Here is a 19,657-nt window from a genome sequence, read left to right on the forward strand (position 1 = left end):
CCGAATCCGAGTGACGTGACCGGTTCCGACTGGCACAATCCGCCTGCTGAGGCGCGGACTGGGGCCGCGCCCGATCTCCGAGGGGATTCCGGTGCCGGAAAGACCATTGCGCGGCGCACTCGTCGTCGCGCTCGTCGCGGGTGCGGCGGTCGTCGCCGCGCCCGCCGCAGAGGCCACACCAACACGCACGTCAGTGCCTGTTGCGTCGTGGTCGGGCGTGGACTCACGCCAGCCGCACGCGACGGTGACCGAGGGCGACGCGCGCGTCGGCGCTTGGCGGGATGAGCACGGCAAGCACCACCTGGGCAAGGCGTACTTCACCTTCGACGTCACGCGGTTCGCCGGGACGTCGGTGTTCGGCGGGTCGTTCGTGCTGACCGAGGAGTCGGTCGCCGACTGCACGGCGCCGCGCGCGACCGAGGTGTGGGTCGTCACCCCCGAAGGGCCGGTCACCTGGGCTGCCCAGCCCGAGGAGCGCGGTCAGCTGCCGGTTCGGGACAGCTCGCCGACGTGCGGCGGCCGGTCCGGCTGGGATGTGGGGCCCGCGGTGGCGGAGGCGGTCGCGGCGGGCCGGGACACCCTGACGCTGTCCGTGCGGATCTCCGACGCGCACCAGGGCGATGTCGCGTTCGGACGGACGGTGGCCGTCGACCCGTGGCTCACTGTCGACTACGACACCCCGCCTGGCGTGCCGACCGGCGTGAGCCTGCGCAGCGGTTCACGGGACACCCCGTGCGGCGCTGAGCCGCTGCTGACCGGCAGCCGCGCACTGAGTGTCGTCGGCCGGGTCAGCGATCCGGACGGCACCTGGGTGAGCACGCGGACCGCGTTCTGGCCGGTGGCCGACCCGTCGGCACGGGTGGAGCTGGTGACCAGCCCCGAGCCCGGAGGCCCGTTCATCCAGCCCATCCCGGCGGAGCTGGTCGAGCACGGCGGCGCCTACGCGTTCGAGGTGCGCGCCGAGGACGGCCACACGGCGTCCGCGTGGTCGGCGACGTGCGTCTTCACCACGGACCTGATCGCTCCCGACCGAGCGCCGACCGTGACGTCGGACCTGTACCGGGAGTCCTCCGGTCACCCGGGCGACGGCGGTGTCGGCGTCCCAGGCGAGTTCACGTTCACCGCGAACGGGGTGGCCGACGTCGTCCGGTTCGAGTACTGGGGCACCAACGTGCCCCACGGAGCTGTCAACGCCGTCGACGGCACCGCGACCGTCACGGTGACCCCCACTAGGGACGGCCCCGGTCACCTCTCCGTGGTCTCCCTGGACGCGGCGGGCCACCGCTCCCCGGAGCGGATCTACCAGCACTGGGTCCGCGACACCCGCCCCACGGTCGAGGCCCCCTTCGGGATCTTCGGCGAGCCGTTCGCCGTGACGTTCAGGGCGAACCAGGAGAACGCCAAGACGGTGCACTACACCGTCGGCGGAGACATCCTCACCGCACCACTGGCTGAAGACGGGACCGCTGTCGTCGAGCTGGAGTTCCCCGCCCCACCCGGCCCGGTGCTCCGGGCATGGACCACGACCGCGGACGGAACCGCGTCCCAGGTCGCCGCACTGGACTTCGCAGGCCCTGTCGAGGAGTTGTGATGAAGCTGAGAACTGTCCTGGTCGCGGTGGCCACCGGCGCCGGGTTGGTGGCGCTCGCCCCGCCCGCGGTGGCGGCCACGGTGCCGTCGGCGGTCGACGTCTACCCCACCGGGTGGGTGCAGACCGACTCGAGGACGCCGCATGAGGGTGTGAGTGGCGGGGAGACCGCGCGGGTCGGGGCGTGGCGGGATGAGGCGGGGAAGCACCACATCGCCAAGGCGTACTTCACCTTCGACATCGGCCGCTTCGCGGAGGCGACCGTCTACAGCGCACAGCTGCGGCTGCGCGAGCAGGCGGCCAACGACTGCGCTGCGCCGCGGGCGACCGAGGTGTGGCTCGTGGCCTCGGGCGGGAGCCCGACCTGGGCGGACCAGCCGGTCGAGCAGGTCAGGGTCGCCGGGTCCGAGGACGGCCGGGACTGCGTCAGCGGCGCGCTCCGCTGGGATGTCGCCGACCTCGCGCGGCAGGCGCTCGCGGACGGGCGGACGAGCCTGACGTTCGCCGTGCGGATCTCCGCGGCCCACGAGGGCGACGTGGCGTACGGGCGGACGTACTGGACCAGGCCGTGGGTCGCCGTCGCCTACAACACGCCGCCGAACACGCCCACCGACCTGACCATGGGTTACGGGCGTATCCCCTGTGACGACACACTGCTGTTCGCCCGCACCGCGCTGCCGGTGCGCGCCGCGGTGTCCGACCCGGACCCGGCCGGGGTCTCCGGCATGGACGCCCGCTTCGCCTTCTGGGCCGAGGACGACCCGGACAGCCGCCGGGAGGAGACCGCGTACGTCAGCTCCGGGTTCGCCTCCGTGATGTTCCCGGAGGACATGCTCCGCGACGACACGACCTTCGCGTGGGCGGTCCGGGCCGAGGACGGGCTCGCGACCTCCGCGTGGTCGGCGCCCTGCCGGTTCCACACCGACTGGGTCCGTCCCGACGCGCCCACGGTGACGTCTTCGGTCTACACCCCGGACGGAACGGCGGGCGGCGAGGGCATCCCGGGCGAGTTCACCTTCTCCGTGGCGGGGTCCGACGACGTCGTGACGTTCGAGTACGGCGTCATCGGCGCGTCGCGCGCACGGGTCGCCGCGGACGCCTCCGGGTCGGCGACGGTCACGATCACCCCGCAGTCGTCGGGGCCCTCCTACCTCGAGGTGCGTGCGCTCGACGCCGCGGGCAACGGCTCCACCTGGGCCAGGTACTACTTCTTCGTGCCGTCCATCGCGCCGTCGGTGACGGCCGAGCCCGCGCTGATCGGCGCCGACTTCCCCGTGCGGTTCACCGCCCGGCAGGAAGGCGCGGCCACGTTCACCTACCGGTTCCTCGGCGGTCCGGAGACCACGCTGCCGGTCGGCGCGGACGGCACGGCGGAGACGACCCTGCGCGTCACCGACCCCGCCCACCAGTTCGCCTCGATCGAGGTGTGGACCACGACCGCGGACGGGCGCCGCTCGCCGGTGACCGCGACCTACGTCTACATCAGCCTCGGTGAACCGATCATCACGGTCACGCCCGATTACGTGGTGCTGGGGTCGGAGCACGAGGTGCTGTTCGAGTCGGCGCTGCCGGACGTCGTGTCGTACACGTACTGGCTGGACGAGACGGGACCGTTCGAGGTCGCGGCGGACGCCGACGGCCGCGCCCGGATCACCCTGCGCGCCACGGCGTCGGGTTCGCGGACGGTCGTCGCCCAGGCCACGACGGCCGACGCGACCCGGTCGGGAGAGGGCTGGACGTCCTACTTCGTCGACGGGGTCGCGCCGGAGGTGACGAGCGCGGAGTACCCGAGGTACGGCACCGGGTCCGGAGCCGGGGTGTTCCGGTTCTCCTCCGTCCTCGCGGGCACCACCGAGTTCCGGTACGTCCTCGACGGTGTGGAGGGCGTGGTCGCGGCCGTCGACGGCCGTGCCGAACTGCCGTTCACCCCGACCCGCACGGGTTACCACACCCTGCTGGTCCGCGCGGTGACCGGTGACGGGCTGGCGACCGACCAGGCGTACTACCCGTTCACCGTGGAGTAGCCACCGAAGGCGAGCCCGCACCCCAGGGCGCGGGCTCGCCGGTGGGCGGCGCGACCGATCGAGGTCCGCAGGGACGTGCGGGACGACGGGTGGTGATGACCTAGTGACCTGGCGCCTGCGCTGGTCTCCGTCCCCCGCCGTGGACGGGTTGGGGGCCTTCGAGGGTGTCGAGGACGATCGGGCCGGGTCGCACCCCGGCGTGCGGCATATCGCCGTGGTTGGGGACGTCTACCGCTTCACCATGCACGCCGTGGATCGGGATCGGGCCGGGGATCGGCAGCGGCAGGAGGTCAAGGGGATGCGGGCGCCCTCGGGTGGGCCGCAGCTGGTGTTGGGGCACGGGGAGACCTGGTGGTTGAGCTATCGCATGCGCATCCCGCGCGGCCTGGCGGCGACCACCGGGTTCACCCATGTCTTCCAGACCAAGGCGCCGGGCAAGGGGACGTTGCCGATGGTCGTGATGTCGCTGCGGCTTCGGCGTGGGGTTGCGCTGATCGAGCTCAAGGTGGGCGGGGAACTCGTCGGCGAGACGGGGCTTGACCCGCTGTATGAGCGCTGGGTGGACGTCGACCTGGAGATGCGGTTGGCGGAGAACGGGTGGGTGCGGTGGCGGATTCACGACGACGCGCGGGCCGTGATCGACGTGGAGAGGTCCGGGGTGGACACCTGGCTGCCCGACCGGGTGCGGCCGAAGTGGGGGATCTACCGCTCGCTCAGGAAGGGCCCGCTTCCGGACTGTCACCTGGAAATCAGGGATCTGCGGGCGTACCAGTGGACGCGGTGATGGCGTGGACCCGCCCTCGGCCGAGGATCGGGACCTGATCATCGGGCCGAACGGGGTCCACGCCATCGGGGACGCCTGGCTGGCGGCGGTGCGCACACGGTCGACGCGACCGGGCCGCCCGGACGGTCGCGTGTCCGGCGACGCCTGCCTGCCGGGGGCGGCCACGACCTCACGACGCGGCCGCCCGGGCGCTACCAGCGCAGGTTGCGCAGGTAGTCGTAGCCCACCTGGGCGGTGACCAGGGCGTCGGCGGGCTGGTCGTTCTCCACGATGTACTCCTCCACCGCGGTGCTGGTGAAGATGCGCGCGAAGTCGATGTTCCCCGTGCCGAGGTCGGCGAAGCCGCCGTCGGCGGCGCGGTCCTTCACGTGGTACTGGCGGACCCTCGGGTGGTGCTGGCGGAAGAACGCCACCGGGTCCACCCCGCCCACGACGGCCCAGTAGAGGTCCAGTTCGAAGTGGACGTTGCGGGCGGTCGTGCGGGACGCGATGACGTCGAACGGGCGCTTGCCCTCGATGAGGGCGAACTCGTGGGCGTGGTTGTGGTAACCCGCCTTGAAGCCCGCGCGGCGCAGGACCTTGCCCGCGTTCTCCAGGCGGTCGGCGAAGGACTCCCACTGGGCGATCGTGGAGTAGTTGGCCCACGGGACGACCACGTAGCGGTGGCCCAGGGTGCGGGCGTCGGCGATGACCTGGTCGAGGTCGCCGTCGAGGCCGGTGTGGGTCGAGGTGGCGTGCAGGTGGTGGCGGCGCAGCATGCGGGCCATCTCCTCGGCCGAGCGGCCGTAGAGGCCCGCCATCTCGACCCTGCGGTAGCCGATGTCGGCCAGCGCGGACAGCACCGGCTCCGGGTCGTCCCCCATGATGCCGCGCAGCGTGTAGAGCTGGATGCTGATGGCGTTGCGCGGGACCCGGCCCGAGCGGCCGCTGTGGGCGCTCGCGATCCCGGGCAGGGCGGCGCCCACCCCGACTGCGCCTATCCCGACAGTGGCCGCGCTGGCGGCGGCGCCCCGGAGGAATGTGCGGCGAGTGGTCATGTCTCTCCTTCAGCGTTCGGTGGAGAAGGCGGCGTCGAACGAGGCCGTCGGCGGGTCGAACTGCAGGTCGCGGATGAACCGGACGGCCTCCTCGGCCCCGCGCAGGCGGTCCATGCCCGCGTCCTCCCACTCCACGGAGATGGGGCCGGAGTAGCCGATGGCGTTCAGCGCGCGGAAGCACTGCTCCCAGGGGACGTCGCCGTGTCCTGTGGAGACGAAGTCCCAGCCCCGCCGGGGATCGGCCCAGGCCAGGTGGGAGCCGAGACGGCCGTTGCGGCCGTCGAAGCGCTTCTTGGTGTCCTTGCAGTCGACGTGGTAGATGCGGTCGGCGAAGTCGAGGATGAAGCCGACCGGGTCGAGGTCCTGCCAGATGAAGTGCGACGGGTCCCAGTTGAGCCCGAACGCGGGCCGGTTGCCGACCGCGTCGAGCGCCTTGCGGGTGGTCCAGTAGTCGTAGGCGATCTCCGACGGGTGCACCTCGTGCGCGAACCGGACGCCGACCTCGTCGAACACGTCGAGGATCGGGTTCCAGCGCTCGGCGAAGTCGGCGTAGCCGTCGTCGATGACCGCCTGCGAGACCGGCGGGAACATCGCCACGTACTTCCAGGTCTTGGACCCGGTGAATCCGACGACGGTGTCCACGCCCAGCTTGCGCGCGGCCCGCGCGGTGTCGGCCATCTCCTGGGCCGCCCGCTGCCGCACGCCCTCGGGCTCGCCGTCGCCCCAGACCCGGGCGGGCAGGATGTCGCGGTGGCGGAAGTCGATCGGGTCGTCGCAGACGGCCTGGCCGACCAGGTGGTTGGAGATCGTCCACACCTTGAGGCCGTGCTTCTCGAGCTGGGCGAGCTTGGCCGGGACGTAGGAGTCGTCGGCGAGGGCCTTGTCGACCTCGAAGTGGTCGCCGGAGCAGGCGATCTCCAGGCCGTCGTAGCCCCACCGCTCGGCCAGCGCGCAGACCTCCGCGAACGGCAGGTCGGCCCACTGGCCGGTGAACAGGGTGACGGGTCGGCTCATCGCGGGTTTCCTTTCAGGCCCTGGAGGGTGAGCAGCAGGTCGCGCACCTCGGTCGCGTCGACGCGGTCGGCGCCGATGTCGTCGGTGCAGAGCAGGACGGGCCCGTCCTCGGGCCGCTCGGGCAGCCGTCCGTGCGTGCCGCGCACGGGCGCGGGGTCGAGCGGGACGACGTTCATCGCGTAGCGCAGGCCGAGCTTCTTGCGGGCCAGGTTGGCGGCGGCCTTGGCCTTGACGAACGGGTCGGCCGGGTTGAAGAACAGCTCGGCGGGGTCGTAGCCGGGCTTGCGGTGGATCTCGACGCCGCGGGCGAAGTCCGGGGCCCTGGCGTCGTCGAGCCAGTAGTAGTAGGTGAACCACGCGGTGGGCTCGGCGATCGCCACGAGGTCGCCGGAGCGCTCGTGGTCGATGCCGTAGCGGGCCTGCTCGTCGCGGTCGAGCACCTCGTCGACGCCGGGCAGCTGCCGCAGCAGGTCCTTGATCTTGGCTGGCTCGTCGGTGTAGACGTGGGCGACCTGGTGGTCGGCGACCGCAAACGCTTTCGACGTCCACGGGTCCAGGTATTCCATGCCCGCCTGGGTGTAGACCTCCAGGTGTCCGGCCTCGCGCAGCGCCCGGTTGATGTCCACCGGCGTGTCCGCCTGGGTGATGCCGTACTCGGACAGGGCGACGATGGTGGCGTCCTGGTCCAGCAGCGGCTTGAGCGCCTGGTCGACCTCGCGCGCGGCGATCCTGGCCTCCGGCGAGTTCGGCCCGAACCGCTGCAGGTCGTAGTCGAGGTGCGGGACGTAGACCAGCAGCAGGTCCGGCCGGTGCTCGGCGAGCGTCTTGACGGCGGCCTTGACGATCCACTCGCTGGAGGCCAGCGCCGCCGTCGGGCCCCAGTACTGGAACAGCGGGAACTCGCCGAGCTCGGCGACGAGCCGGTCGTGGTACTCCGGCGGCCGGACGTAGGCGTCGGGCGACTTGCGGCCGTCGGCGTGGTAGATCGGGCGCGGGGTGACGGTGATGTCGGTGCTCGCGCCCATCGCGTACCACCAGCAGATGTTGGCGGCCTTGTAGTCGGGCCGCTGGCGGCGGGCGGTCTCCCACAGCTTCTCGCCGTGGACGAGCTTGTTGTGCTGGCGCCAGAGGAAGACCTCGCCGAGGTCGCGGAAGTACCAGCCGTTGCCGACGATGCCGTGCTGGTTGGGCATGAGCCCGGTGAGGAACGTCGACTGCACGCTGCACGTGACGGCGGGCAGCACGGTGCGCAGCTCGGCGCGGTGCTGCAGCCCGCGCAGGTTCGGCATGTGCGGCAGCAGCGCGGGTGTCAGCCCGACGACGTCTATGACCACGAGCGGCTTCACGCCCGCACTCCTTCCAGGTGGTGCGCCGCCCAGCGCAGTTCGGCCGCGATCCCCTCGACCAGCCGGTGGTCGCGGAAGTCCGGCAGGACGCTCCAGGTGTAGGTCTCGACCTCGATGTGGGCCGGGGTGTCGAGCGCGGCGACGGCCTCGCGGAGGACGCCGGTCGTGGTGGCGAGCGGCGCGTCGGGCTCGGCGTGGAGGGGGACGTGGAAGTGCACGCGCCAGGGGGCGTCGGCGGGGAGGGCGCCGTAGGCGGCCGGGAGGTCGTCGGCGGCGTGGACGACGCCGTCCTTGAGCGCGCGCACCTGGTGGAGGTAGCGCGGCTCGATGAAGCGGGCCAGCGCGTCGGCGTGGCCCGCGGGTGCCTCCAGGGCGGCCGACGCCTGGACCTTGTAGACCCGCAGGCCCGCCTCGGCGATCAGGCGGACTGTCTCGGCCGGGTCGGCGAAGGAGACCGCCAGGTGGCAGGTGTCCAGGCAGACCCCGATCTGCTCGGGGTCGACGCGGCCCGCGAGCCAGCCGACGGCGTCGGCCATGGTGTCGAGCACGCAGCCGGGCTCGGGCTCCACGGCCAGCCGGATCGGGCGGGACAGCCGGGCCAGGTACTCGGTCAGCTCGGCCAGGGCCGCGGTGGCGCGGCTGTCGTCGGCGGGCGTCCACTCGGTGCGCCAGCCGAGCGGCAGCGTGCTGATGCTGCCGTGCTCGGCGTCGTCCGGCAGCAGCGTGGCCAGGACGGTGGCGCAGTCGCGGGTGTAGTCGAGCCGGGCCTTCTCGGTCCAGCGCGGGTGGTACACCGAGTGCTTGACCACCGGCTCGTGGAAACCGCGGTAGGGGAAGGCGTTGAGCGTGTGCACGACCAGCCCGCGCGCGTCCAGCTCGCGGCGGAGCCCGCGCCGGACGGCCGGGTCGGCGGCCAGCTGGCGGGCGGCGGGCGCGGACAGCCAGAGCCCGAGGCCGAGGACGTCGGCGCCCAGCTCCTCGCGGATCGGGACGCTGAAGCGGTCCAACTGCTCGATGATGCCCGCGACCGTCTCGGCGGGGTGGACGTTGGTGCAGTAGGAGATGGTCACTGCCCACCGCCTCTGAGCACCGAGTTGCCGGAGAACGTCTCCGGCGACGGGCTGAACCCGGGCAGGTCGTCGAGGACCAGCCTGCCGCTCTGGCCGTAGAACTCCACGGGGTTCTGCCACAGCACCTTGTCCACATCGGACTCGGTGAAGCCGCTGGCCAGCATCGCCTGGACGGTCTTGACCGTCTTCAGCGGGTCCGAGCGGCCCCAGTCGGCCGCGGAGTTCACCAGCATCCGGTCGGTGCCGTACTCCTGGAGGATGGCGACCATGCGGTCCTCGTCCATCTTGGTGTCGGGGTAGATGGAGAAGCCCATCCAGCACCCGGAGTCCTTGACCTCGCGGACGGTCACCTCGTTGAGGTGGTCGACGGCCACCCGCTCCGGCGGCAGGCCCGACTCGCGGACCACGGCCAGCGTGCGGCTCGTCCCGGAGGCCTTGTCCCGGTGCGGGGTGTGCACGAGCGCGGGTAACTCGAACTCCACCGCCAGCTCCAGCTGGCGGGCGAACGCCGCGTCCTCCTCCGGGGTCATCGAGTCGTAGCCGACCTCGCCGACGGCGACCACGCCGTCCTTGCCCAGGTAGCGCGGCAGCAGGTCCAGCACCGGCGTGCAGCGCGGGTCGTTGGCCTCCTTGGGGTTCAGCGCGATCGTGCAGTGGTGGCGGATGCCGAACTGCGCGGCGCGGAACCGCTCCCAGCCGATCAGCGCGTCGAAGTAGTCGGCGAACGACGCCGCGCTCGTGCGCGGCTGGCCCAGCCAGAACGCAGGCTCGACGAGCGCGCGCACGCCCGCGGCGTACATCGCCTCGTAGTCGTCGGTGGTGCGGGAGGTCATGTGGATGTGCGGGTCGAAGATCCTCATGCGCGGGCCTTTCGCAGCAGGTCGGTGGCGTCGACCGGGACAGCGCGCCCGGCGGCATGGCGTTCGGCGGCGAAGTCGGCCACCATGCGGGCGAGTTCGGCGTCGGCGAGGTCGTCCAACCGCGACACCGCGCCCAGCGGGATGCCCATGAACAGGCACTTGAGCACCCCGTGCCGCCAGGCGTGGCGGTCGAGGTGCGCCGCGGCGAACGGGCCCATCGCGGCGGCGACGAGCCGGGGGTCGTTGGTGCGCAGCGCGTCCTGGACGATCGGCACGCCCACCGACGGGTCGGTCGAGGGCCGCAGCCCGCGCAGGACGCCCCGCTTCTCCGCGTCGTCGCCGTAGCGGTACAGGTCGGGCAGCTCGCTCGCGTCCGGCAGGGCCGCGATCAGCCGGGCCCGCGCCAGGTCGTCCGCGGTGCCGTGCACCCAGCCCCGCGCGTCCACCCTCGGCCGGACCGCGTCGCGGCCGACGTGGCGGCCGACGGCGGGGAACAGCGACCGGATCGCCGCGGCGTCGGCGCGCACCCGCGCCTCCGCCTCCACCAGCCACGGCGGGTCCATGGCCGCGCGCAGGGCTGCCATCGACCGGCGCGCCACGTCCGGGGCGGCGTGCGAGTGCCGGGGCAGCTCGACCGCGGCCAGGCCGGTGTAGCCGACCTCGGTCAGCGCGGCCAGGGTCGCGGCGAGGTCGAGGGTCCCCGCGCCGAACTCCAGGTGCTCGTGCACGCCGTGCACCATGTCGTCGAGCTGCACGTTGACCAGCAGCTCGCCCGCCTGCCGCACGCAGGTGGCCGCGTCGTCGGGCTCGACGGCGACGCAGTGCCCCACGTCGAGGGTGATGCCCAGCATCTCCGGCTCGCCGAGCTCGGTGCGCAGGGTGAGCGCCTCGGTCAGGTGCTGCACGGCCATGCCGGGCTCCGGCTCCAGGCCGAAGGGCACCCTCGGGCAGGCGTCGAGCAGCCGGGCGACGCCGTCGCGCAGCCGCTTCCACGCCGTCGCCTCGTCCACATCGGACACTCCGGACCAGAACGACACGCAGTCCGCGCCGAGGTCGGCGGCGATGTCGGCGGCCCGGAGCAGGAAGTCGACGCGGGTGTCCTGGTCGTCGCTGACCAGCGTGGGGTGGTGCTTGCGGGTGGGGTCGAGCAGGTAGCGGGCGCCGGTCTCGACCACGACGCGCAGGCCCAGCGCGTCCAGCCGGGCGGCGACGCGCTCGGTCTCGGCGGCCACGTTCGGGCCGTAGGGGTCGAGGTGGTGGTGGTCGAGGGTCAGCGCGACGCCGGTGTACCCGAGGTCGGCGATGACGGCCAGCGCGTCGTGCAGGCGGTGGTTGGCGAAGCCATTGGTGCCGTAGCCCAGCTCGAACGTCATGTCGGCCCCACCTTCCTGGACAGCCTGCGGGCCAGCGGCAGCGCGCCCGCCACGAGCAGCGCGGACCCGACGGACCCGGCACGGGCGGCCAGCGCGGACTGCAGCGGCACCATGCCGTGGATGCCCGCCTTGGTCGCGCCGCGCACCGCGGCCGCGGTGGGCTCCTTCGCCGCGGCCAGCTGCGCCCTGCCGACGAGACCGGCGTACGCGGCGGCGCCCGCCGCGCCCAGCAGCCGGTGCCGGACCGAGCGCGCCCGCCCGGCCGTCGCGGCCAGCGCCGAGGCGACCGTCCCGGCGAGGACGCCCTTGGCGACCGAGGACGAGCCGCCGTGCACCTCGCCCTTGGACAGCACGGTGACGCCCAGCGTGTGCCCGCCGAGCGCGAGCGCGGCGGGCAGCGCGGCGCGGCCGCCGCCCATGAGCACGTCCAGACCCCGGCAGGCGGCCATGGCCGCCGGTCCCGCGGGCGTCTGCTTGAGCACGGTGTCGTAGGCCCAGACCGCCGCGGCCAGCGGCACCGCGGCCTTCAGCCTGCCCGCCGCGGCCGCCAGCGCGAGGCCTGTCGCGGTGAGGCCCACGGCCACCCCCAGGGCCGCCGCGGGCGACACCCGGCCCGACGGGATCGGCCGCTCCGGGCGCTCGACGGCGTCGAGGGTCCGGTCCGACCAGTCGTTGAGGGCCATCCCGGCCCAGTAGAACGCGACCGAGGCGGCGGGCAGCGCCAGCCGCCTGCCGGCCAGGCCCGGCCCGAACGCCGCGCCCGCCACGGTGTCCCCGAGCACGGTCAGCGCGGCGGGGGCGCGCACCAGTTCGACGTAGGCCCTCATCGCCGACCGTCCAGCGAGCGCGCCCACGACACCAGCTCGGCGCTCTGCCGGTCGAAGCGGTGCTCGTCCCAGCCCAGCGGGTCCTTGAAGAAGAAGCCCAGCTCCGGGACGACCCCGGCGATCCCGGCCGCGTGCGCGGCCGCCATCAGCCGGGCCAGGTCCAGCACCAGCGGCGCGGCCAGCGCCGAGTCCAGCCCGGTCCAGGTGAACTGCAGGCTCATCCGCGCCCCGAGGAAGCCCTCGAACGACACGTGGTCCCAGGCGATCTTCTGCTCGCCCAGGTCCGGCACGTTGTCGATGTGCAGCGGCGCGGTGACCGGGCCGCCCAGCAGGCTGGCCAGGCCGTCGGACTTCGACCGCAGCTTGCTCGCCGCGCGCGCCGGGTCCGACAGCGTCGCCCCGTCGCCGCCGCCCAGCAGGTTCGTGCCCGACCAGGACAGCACCTTCAGCGCGCGGTCGGTGAACATCGGGGCGAGGACGGTGCGCAGCAGGGTCTCCCCCGTCTTCCCGTCCCGCCCGGCGTACGGGACGCGCTGGGCCAGCGCCAGCTCGTCCAGCGCGGGCAGCGCGACCCCGGTCGACGGGGTGAAGTCCACATAGGAGCACCCGGCGAGCAGCGCGGCGCAGGCCGCGACGCTGCTCGCGGGCAGCACCGCCCTGGCCGGGTCGGCCAGCGCCGCGCGCAGCGACTCCAGCGACGCGAACTCCGGCACCACCGGCACCGGCGGCTCCGTCGAGGCCACGTTGACCACGACCACCCGCGCCAGGTCGTGCTTGAACCGGAAGGTCTCCAGGTCGGCGGCCAGACGGCGCACCGCGAGCTCCTGCGGCCCGCGATGCGTCGTCGGGTGGTAGCCGTCCCGCACCTCCGCGTCGGCGTCGCGGAGGGCGGGAACGATGGGGGCCAACAGGTGGTGGGGAAGGAGACCGGCCCGCGCGAGGTGCTCGGCCCGCTTCTCGTACGGCGTGGACACCAGGTCGTGGCCGCCGACGACGATGTCGTCCCAAGCGGGCAGTGACACGCCCTCCAGCCGCTCGGTCACACAGCCCGTGGGCGGCGCGAGCCCGGCGCGCAGCGCGGCAAGGCCGCACACCGCCGTCGTCGCGACCGAACCGCGGGCGCCGACCAGCCAGAGGCCAACGCGCTGCGAGGTCATCGCCTTCCCCTTTCCGTTGGGGGTCGGGGGGAGCCGTCCGCTCCCCCCGACCCTGCCATGACTACCGGCGGCCGGACCTCCTGCCGTCGGCGGCGCCGGTCACGACGCCGATCACGTGGTCGGCGTCCCGAGTGAGGACCGCTCGAACCGCCTGGTCCGTTACCGTCGCCACCCGCTGCTTGAACTTCTCCAGCTCGCGCGCGGCCTTACGGTCGTCGCCCCGGGCCTCGGCCTTGCGGGCCTTGGCGAGCTGCTTCGACAGGTCCTGGTACTCCACCGCGGAGATGCGGCCGGTGGCCAGGAACCGGTCGAGGAGCAGGCCCATGTCCCGCAGGGACGTGGTCGTGGCGAACGGGATTCGGCTGACGGTGCGGTTGCCCGCGTTGTCGACGGCCGTGACCACCAGCTCGTGCGTGCCCAGCGGCAGCGTGTGCAGCGCGACCAGGTCGCCGGAGGCGAGCGCGGCGCCGTCGAGCCTGCCGGTGACCGAGCGCAGCCCGGAGGTCTCGTCCGCGCCGGACCAGGTGACCACCACGTCGGCGGAGTCGCCGTAGACCCGGCCCTCCGCCACGCCGGAGACCAGCAGGGTCGGCGCGGTGGCGTCGATCTTGATGGTCGCTGCCTTGTCGGTCTCGACGTTGCCCGCGGTGTCGCGGCTGCGGTAGAGCAGCGTGTGCTCGCCGTCGCCGGAGACCGGGACCGGCCCGGTGTAGGCCGTCCACGGGCCGCCGTCGAGGCTCCACTCCGTGCCCGCCACGCCGGAGACCTCGTCTGCGGCGCTCAGCGCCACCGAGACGTCGCCGTCGTTCCACTCCGGGCCCGCGCCCGCGGTCGTCAGCGGGGCGGTGGCGTCGACCTTGACCTCAAGGGTCCTGGTCTGCTCGACGTTGCCGGACGCGTCGGTCGAGCGGTACTCCACCGTGTGCACGCCCTCACCGAGCGCGAACGGGCCGGTGTAGGCCGTCCACTCCGCGCCGGTGCGGTACTCGGTGGCGCCGTCCTCGTTCGCGGTCAGCGTCACCGTGACCGGCGCGGCGGTGTGCCAGCCGGACGCGGCGGGCGCCGGGTCGGTCGTCGCCGTGGTGGTGGGCGCGGTGACGTCGAGTTCCTTGACGCGCACGTTGCGGAACCACACGTCGTCGCCGTTGCCGTGGTTCTGCAGGCCGATGTGCCCCTGGGTGAGGTCACGGGCCGGGTCGGTGCTGGTGAACTCGTTGATCAGCGCGCCGTTGAGGAACACCTTGATCGTCTGGCCGATCACGGTGATCTCGTAGGCGTTCCACTGGCCCGCGGGCCTGAGCGCGGCGTCCCGTGCGGGGATGTCGGCGCTCTGGAAGGAGTAGACGGCGCCGGTCGTGCGGTCGGGCGCGTCGGTCGGGTCGATCTGGATCTCGTAGCCGGTGTCCACCGCGACCCACGGGTCGTCGCCCGGGTCGGGGAAGCCGATGAACACCCCGGAGTTGTCGTCCCCGGCCATCTTCCAGTCCATGCGCAGGCTGTAGGCGCTGAACTCCTCCGGGAACCAGAGCAGGCCCATGCCGCCGACGGACCGCATCGAGCAGTTCTCCTGCGCGAAGGAGCCCGGCCCGGCCATCCGCCAGCCCTCAAGGGACTCCGCGGTGCCGTTGTAGAGGCTGCGGTAGCCCTCCTCCGGCGTCTGCGGCTGGCAGGAGCGCACGAGGGTGCCGTCGAAGGTGATCGTGTCCACGTCGAACAGCGGGCCGTCGCCGCCGCGGAACACGAAGTACAGCCGGTGCGCGCCGCCCGGGTCGGTCACCGGGGCGGGCGGCAGCGTGGCGTAGCTGCGCCAGCCGCCGGTGTTGCCCACCGTGACGGTCTGCAGCAGCTCGCCGTCCGGCGCGTCGGCGCGGACCTCGATGACGCCGCCCGCGGTGTCGGACGCGACCCGGTACCCGATGCCGGTCACCTGCGACAGGTCCATCCCGTCGAAGGCGATCCAGTCACCGTTGTGCACATCGCCAACCTGTCGACCGTCCTGGGCCGCCGCATCCTCGATCATGCTGATTCCGGCGGCCTCGTCGAAGGACTCAGCGGGCAGCGACGTGCGCGGGGCGACGTCGCCGGTCTCGAAGCGGATCTCGTCGACGTCGAACAGCCCGCCCGTGCCCGAGCCCTTGAACACCAGGTACAGCGGGTGCGTGCCGCCCGGGTCGGTGATCGGCGCGACCGGGATGTCGGCGTAGGTGTCCCAGCCGCCGGTGTTGCCCACCGAGACCGACTGCACCAGCGGGCCGTCGGGCGAGCCGGAGCGCACCTCCATGATCCCGCCCGCGCCGCCGGAGGACACCCGGTAGCCGATGCCGCCGACCCCGGCGAGGTTCACCGGGTCGAACATGATCCAGTCGCCGTTGTCGATGTAGCCGACGCGCTTGTTGCCCGCCGCGCCGCCCGCCTCGACGACCTGGACCCCGGTGTGCGTGGTGAAGAACTCCGCCTGCTTGGTCTTGGGCTGCAGGACGATCTCGTCGGAGCCGGTGAGCGGCGCCGCGCCGGAGTCGCCGCCGCCGTCGGTGTAGGAGGCGTTGATGACGCCGAAGATGTTGGCGTCCGCGCCGTGGCCGCCGTCGGACGGCGTGGCGATCGTGCCCTCGCAGCCGGTCTCCCGCGACAGCGGGTGGCCGTGGCTGTCGTGGCCGAGGATGTACTCCACGGTCACCTTCGAGCAGTCGATCTCCCCGTCCTCCGGGTCGGTCACGGTCACCGAGAACGGCACCTCGTCGCCGAAGGAGAACACCGTGCCGTCGGCGGGCGCGTTGATCTCCACCGTGGGCGCGGTGTTGCCCACGTTGATCACCACGCTGGCCGAGCCGGTGAGCCCGGTCGGGTCGGTGACCGACAGCTTGGCGCTGTACTGGCCGATGGCGTCGTAGGTGTGCGTCACCGGACCGGCCTCGGTCGAGTCGGTCGTGCCGTCGCCGTCGAGGTCCCAGGCGTAGGTCAGCTCGTGACCGTCCTCGTCGGACGTGCCCGCCGGGTCGAAGGTCACCGTCAGCGGCGCGGGGCCGCTGGTCTTGTCGGCGCTCAGCTGGGCGACCGGGGTGTGGTTGCCCCGGGTGTAGTCGATGCGGTAGACGGCCGAGTCCGGCGCGCCGCCGAAGTAGCCGCTGCCGTAGTCGAGCACGTACAGCGAGCCGTCGGGGCCGAACTCCAGGTTCATCGGCCGGGTCAGCTGCATGGAGTCGAAGAACGGCGCGATGGCGCCGCGCTCCCCCTCCGGGCCGACGTCGATGGTCTTGATCCAGCCGCGGTCCCACTCGTAGGCGAAGTTCTTGCCGTCATAGAACTCGGGGAACTTCGTGACCGTCTCGTTCGCCGGGTCGAAGTGGTAGGTCGGGCCGCCCATCGGCGACTCGCCGCCGGTGCCGAACTCCGGCACCGAACCGCCGTCGTAGGGGATCCAGGCAGCCTGGGCAGGCGGCAGGTCGACCAGGCCGGTGTTGTTCGGGCTGGTGTTCTTCGGGGCAGCGCAGTCGAACGGCTGCCCGGAGGCCCCGGTGGCGAAGTCGTAGTCCACGAACGGCTGGTTGTCACCGACGCAGTACGGCCACCCGAAGTTGCCCGGGCCCTTCACCAGGTTGAACTCGACGGTGCCGCCGGGGCCGCGGGCGGGGTTCGGCGACCCGGCGTCCGGGCCGTAGTCGCCCAGGTGGATCCACCCGGTCGCCTTGTCCACGGCGAACCGGAACGGGTTGCGGAAGCCCATGGCGTAGATCTCGGGCCGGGTCTTCTCCGTGCCGGGCGCGAACAGGTTGCCGTCCGGAACGGTGTAGCTGCCGTCCTCCTGCACCTTGATGCGCAGGATCTTGCCGCGCAGGTCGTTGGTGTTGCCCGAGGTGCGCTGCGCGTCGTAGGCCGGGTTGCGGGTCGCGCGCTCGTCGATCGGGGTGTAGCCGTCGGAGGCGAACGGGTTGCTGTCGTCGCCGGTGGACAGGTACAGGTTGCCCTGCGCGTCGAAGTCGATCTCGCCGCCCGCGTGGCAGCAGATGCCGCGGTCGGCGGGCACCTGCAGGATCTGCTGCTCGCTGGCGACGTCCAGGACGCCCTCGGTGCTCAGCTTGAACCGGGAGAGCAGGTTGTGGCCCTTGAACGGCGCGAAGTCCGCCGCTGTGCCGTCGGTGGGCGCGTCGCCTGCCGGGGTGTCCAGCGGCGGGGCGTAGTAGAGGTACACCCAGCGGTTGGTGTCGAAGTCGGGGTCGACGGCGACGCCCTGCAGGCCGTCCTCGTCGTGGTTGTAGACCGGGATGCGCCCGGCCAGCGTGGTCGTGGCCTCGGGGGTGGTCAGCCAGACGCGCCCGTCGCGGGAGGTGTGCAGGACCTTGCGGTCGGGCAGCACGGCCAGCGCGATCGGCTCGCCGGTCTTCTCCTCGCCGCGGGCCAGGGTCACCTGGTCGAAGTCGGCGTCGGTCGGCGGGGCGTCCGGGTCGGGGGCGCAGTCGGCCGCGGCCAGGCCCGCGGCGTAGCGGATGCCGCCGAGCAGGTGCGCGCGGAAGTCGGCGTCGGCGTAGGACTCCTTGGTGTGGCCCATGCCGGTGTACCAGGAGCGGCCCTCGCCCATCCCGTGGCACCACACGATCGGGTGGTCGCCGCTGGGGTCCGTCGGGGTGTAGCTGGTCTCGTCCAGCGCGGCGAGGACCTTCACCCGGCCGCGCGGGTTGGACTGGTAGCTGTACCACTCGTCGGTGCGGGCCCAGGTGTCCGGCAGGTGCGCGGTCGAGGCGTGGTCGTGGTCCTCGACCAGCACGTCGGCTTCCTGGATGTGCGGGTGGGACTTGAAGTAGGAGCCGACGAGCTCGCCGTACCACGGCCAGGTGTACTCGGTGTCGGCCGCGGCGTGCACGCCCGCGTACCCGCCGCCGCCCTCGATGTAGCGCTCGAAGGCCGCCTGCTGCTCGTCGTTCAGCACGTCGCCGGTCGTGGACAGCCAGATGACGGCGGCGTACTTCGCCAGGTTCTCGTCGGTGAACGCGGCAGCGTCCTCGGTAGCCTCGACCTCGATGCCGTTCTCGGCGCCGAGCTCGGTGATGGCGGCGACGCCGTCGGGGATGGAGTCGTGGCGGAACCCGGCGGTCTTGGAGAAGACCAGCACGTGGGCGCCGTGGGCCGATGCCGGGGCCGCGGTGAGCACCAACCCGCTCAGCCCTGTGGCGAAAGCGAGCGCGGCTATGCCCGCCCGCAACGGTTGACTGCGACTTCTCTTGCCTCGCACAGGTACGATCTCCTCGTTCTCCGGTGAATCTCATGCGCCGGTCCTGTTGTCCGGCGGGGATCGCGACACCACTAGTGGGAACGCCGGGAAGGGCTTCGACTCCTTTCCGTCCTCTGCCGCAGCCCCCGGCCCGCACGCCGGGGGCTGCGGCGCCCCGAGGGTCAGCTGACCGCCGCCCCCGTCATCTCCGCGCGGCCGTTGCCCGACGGGCCCGCCGTCCCGACGGGGGTCCACACCGAACCGGCGGCCGCGCTGTCCTCCACCGCCGCGAGCACCCGCTGCACCTGCAGCCCCTCGGCGAACCCGGGCTCGGGATCGCTCCCGGTCGCGATCGCCTCCAGCAGGTCGGAGACCTCGTGGGTGAAGGTGTGCTCGTAGCCGAGCAGGTGGCCCGGCGGCCACCACGCGCCGACGTACGGGTGCTCGGGCTCGGTCACCAGGATCCGGCGGAACCCGGCCTCGGCGCCCGCGTCGTCGCCGTCGAAGAACCGCAGCTCGTTCATGGACTCGAAGTCGAACGCGATGCTGCCCCGGCTGCCGTTGATCTCCAGCCGCATCGCGTTCTTGCGCCCGAGCGCGTACCGGGTGGCCTCGAAGGAGCCGATGGCGCCGCCGGAGAAGCGGGCGAGGAACAGCGCGGCGTCGTCCACGGTCACCTCGCCGCTGCCCTCGTCCGACGGGCGGTTGCGGACGAACGTCTCCGAGATCGCCGAGACGCCGCTGACGTTCTGGCCGGTGACCCACTGGGCGGCGTCGACGATGTGCGCGCCGAGGTCGCCGAGGGAGCCCGAGCCCGCCTTGTCCTTGCGCAGCCGCCAGGTCATCGGCGCGGTCTCGTCGGAGAGCCAGTCCTGCAGGTACACCGCGCGCACGTGCCGGATGTCGCCGAGCCGCCCCTCGGCCACCAGCCGCCGCGCCAGGCCGAGCGCGGGGACCCGGCGGTAGTTGAACGCCACCATCGACCGCACGCCCTTGGCCGCGGCCGCCTCCGCCGCGGCGGCCATCGCCTCGGCCTCGGCGACGGAGTTGGCCAGCGGCTTCTCGCACAGCACGTGCTTGCCCGCGGCGAGCGCGGCCAGCGCGATCTCGGCGTGGGTGTCCCCCGGCGTGCAGATGTCGACCAGCTGCACGTCCTCCCGCGCGACCGCCGCCCGCCAGTCGGTCTCCACCGCCGCCCAGCCCAGTCTGGCCGCCGCGTCCCGGGTCCGGGCCGCGTCCCGGCCGCACAGCACCGCCAGCCGAGGCGTCAGCGCCACCGGGAAGAACCGGTGCACGCTGCGCCACGCCTGGGAGTGCACGGCGCCCATGAACGCGTGCCCGATCATCCCGACGCCGATTTCCCCTACCATC

The 19,657-nt window shown here is 72.8% G+C and carries 13 protein-coding genes; 3 read left to right on the forward strand and 10 right to left on the reverse strand.

All coding sequences use genetic code 11. The features are described from left to right. The first annotated feature begins 217 nt into the window (after positions 1-217). From Actkin_RS28675 to Actkin_RS28685, 3 genes are all read left to right on the forward strand, one after another. The gene (locus tag Actkin_RS28675; RefSeq protein ID WP_258904956.1) at positions 218-1,591 is read left to right on the forward strand and encodes a hypothetical protein; all 1,374 of its coding nucleotides are present in this window, start codon (positions 218-220) and stop codon (positions 1,589-1,591) included. After that, on the forward strand, positions 1,591-3,612 hold the full coding sequence (locus tag Actkin_RS28680) for a hypothetical protein (RefSeq protein WP_258904957.1): 2,022 nt from the start codon (positions 1,591-1,593) through the stop codon (positions 3,610-3,612). Before Actkin_RS28675 ends, Actkin_RS28680 begins: the two co-directional genes overlap by 1 nt. Positions 3,613-3,751: 139 nt before the next feature. Further along, positions 3,752-4,396: a Tat pathway signal sequence domain protein gene (locus Actkin_RS28685; RefSeq protein ID WP_258904958.1), complete on the forward strand. Its 645-nt coding sequence runs from the start codon at positions 3,752-3,754 to the stop codon at positions 4,394-4,396. Positions 4,397-4,587: 191 nt separating this feature from the next. Here the strand turns inward: Actkin_RS28685 and Actkin_RS28690 are convergent, their stop codons facing one another. From Actkin_RS28690 to Actkin_RS28735, 10 genes are all read right to left on the reverse strand, one after another. Next, positions 4,588-5,433 (reverse strand): sugar phosphate isomerase/epimerase family protein, encoded by an 846-nt coding sequence (locus Actkin_RS28690; protein ID WP_258904959.1) that lies wholly within the window; start codon positions 5,431-5,433, stop codon positions 4,588-4,590. A gap of 9 nt (positions 5,434-5,442) precedes the next feature. Then, positions 5,443-6,447: a sugar phosphate isomerase/epimerase family protein gene (locus tag Actkin_RS28695; protein WP_258904960.1), complete on the reverse strand. Its 1,005-nt coding sequence runs from the start codon at positions 6,445-6,447 to the stop codon at positions 5,443-5,445. Then, positions 6,444-7,793 carry an alkaline phosphatase family protein gene (locus Actkin_RS28700; RefSeq protein ID WP_258904961.1) on the reverse strand — a complete coding sequence of 450 codons (1,350 nt, stop codon included), beginning with the start codon at positions 7,791-7,793 and terminating at the stop codon, positions 6,444-6,446. The genes Actkin_RS28695 and Actkin_RS28700 overlap by 4 nt, the downstream gene beginning before the upstream one ends. Further along, a complete protein-coding gene (gene eboE / locus Actkin_RS28705) occupies positions 7,790-8,863 on the reverse strand; it encodes a metabolite traffic protein EboE (RefSeq protein WP_258904962.1) in 1,074 nt (357 codons plus the stop codon). Before eboE ends, Actkin_RS28700 begins: the two co-directional genes overlap by 4 nt. Further along, complete coding sequence (locus Actkin_RS28710; protein WP_258904963.1) at positions 8,860-9,723, reverse strand: TatD family hydrolase; 864 nt, start codon at positions 9,721-9,723, stop codon at positions 8,860-8,862. The genes eboE and Actkin_RS28710 overlap by 4 nt, the downstream gene beginning before the upstream one ends. Beyond that, entirely contained in the window at positions 9,720-11,096 is a 1,377-nt protein-coding gene (locus Actkin_RS28715; RefSeq protein ID WP_258904964.1) for an EboA domain-containing protein, read from the reverse strand. The genes Actkin_RS28710 and Actkin_RS28715 overlap by 4 nt, the downstream gene beginning before the upstream one ends. Then, on the reverse strand, positions 11,093-11,923 hold the full coding sequence (locus Actkin_RS28720; protein WP_258904965.1) for an SCO3242 family prenyltransferase: 831 nt from the start codon (positions 11,921-11,923) through the stop codon (positions 11,093-11,095). The genes Actkin_RS28715 and Actkin_RS28720 overlap by 4 nt, the downstream gene beginning before the upstream one ends. Further along, positions 11,920-13,080 (reverse strand): inositol-3-phosphate synthase, encoded by a 1,161-nt coding sequence (locus Actkin_RS28725; RefSeq protein WP_189209661.1) that lies wholly within the window; start codon positions 13,078-13,080, stop codon positions 11,920-11,922. The genes Actkin_RS28720 and Actkin_RS28725 overlap by 4 nt, the downstream gene beginning before the upstream one ends. A 61-nt stretch (positions 13,081-13,141) precedes the next feature. Continuing rightward, the gene (locus tag Actkin_RS28730; protein ID WP_258904966.1) at positions 13,142-18,226 is read right to left on the reverse strand and encodes a ThuA domain-containing protein; all 5,085 of its coding nucleotides are present in this window, start codon (positions 18,224-18,226) and stop codon (positions 13,142-13,144) included. Positions 18,227-18,468: 242 nt separating this feature from the next. After that, a complete protein-coding gene (locus Actkin_RS28735) occupies positions 18,469-19,656 on the reverse strand; it encodes a Gfo/Idh/MocA family protein (protein WP_258904967.1) in 1,188 nt (395 codons plus the stop codon). Between the last annotated feature and the right edge of the window lies 1 nt (position 19,657).

The sequence above is a fragment of the Actinokineospora sp. UTMC 2448 genome, assembly GCF_024760565.1.
Taxonomy (GTDB): Bacteria; Actinomycetota; Actinomycetes; order Mycobacteriales; family Pseudonocardiaceae; genus Actinokineospora; species Actinokineospora fastidiosa.